This window comes from Staphylococcus sp. EG-SA-2, from assembly GCF_017152085.1.
The window spans coordinates 1-834 of record NZ_JACYHC010000989.1 but is presented as its reverse complement, the minus strand read 5'-3'; the positions used below and the strand labels follow the sequence as shown (position 1 = coordinate 834).

The 834-nt window shown below is 35.0% G+C and carries 1 protein-coding gene; it reads right to left on the bottom strand.

Annotated features, from left to right (window positions below; translation table 11 throughout):
- On the bottom strand, positions 1-834 hold an 834-nt coding region (locus IDG60_RS17015; RefSeq protein WP_206160970.1), incomplete at both ends, for a helicase-related protein.

Below are 834 nucleotides of genomic sequence, written 5' to 3'. Positions count from 1 at the left end.
ATTTGCAATAGCCAATCATGCGAAAGAATCCTAATTGCTTTCGTTTAAATGATTGCTTAAATATCTGTTTCAAGGCGCCGATACTATAGAATGAATGCAACGTTGTCAAAACGTCTTGTTTATCGGGAGCTAAAAATTCTCCTATTTCGAAATTTTGTACATCTTCTTCTGTTATCATATCTGCAAATAATAACGTTTCTAAAATATATTTATCGTCCGGTTGGAATAAACTAATTGCCTGACTTAGTTCACCATCGCGACCCGCACGGCCAATTTCTTGAATGTAGTTAGAAGGACTTGTTGAAAGATGAAAGTGAATGATTGTGCGAATATCTTTTTTATTAATTCCCATACCAAAAGCACTCGTTGCGACTATAATCGGAATATCATTATTTAAAAATTGTTGTTGAACTGTGTGTCGCTCTTGATAATTCATATCACCATGATAAATACCTGTAAGAAAACCTGAATCATAAATAAGTTGCGCTAAATTCAGACACATCTTTTTCGATGAGACATAAATAATCGTTGGTCCCGACTGTTGTAGAAACGGCAGCAACCACTCAATTTTATCTTCGTCATCATGAAAATTAAGATGCTTAAAGCTTATGTTTGGGCGATTCATTGTAGTTTTAATAACGTTAAATTGAATCGCTAACATTTCCGTCAAATCATCTTGTAAATGCGGTGGTGCAGTTGCTGTCAATGCTAAGACAACCGCTTCTTTAAAATGCTTTGTTACTTTTCCTATTAGAGCATAATGTGGTCTGAAATCATATCCCCATTCAGATAGGCAATGTGCTTCATCTAGAACAATCATGCCAAAGTCTATCA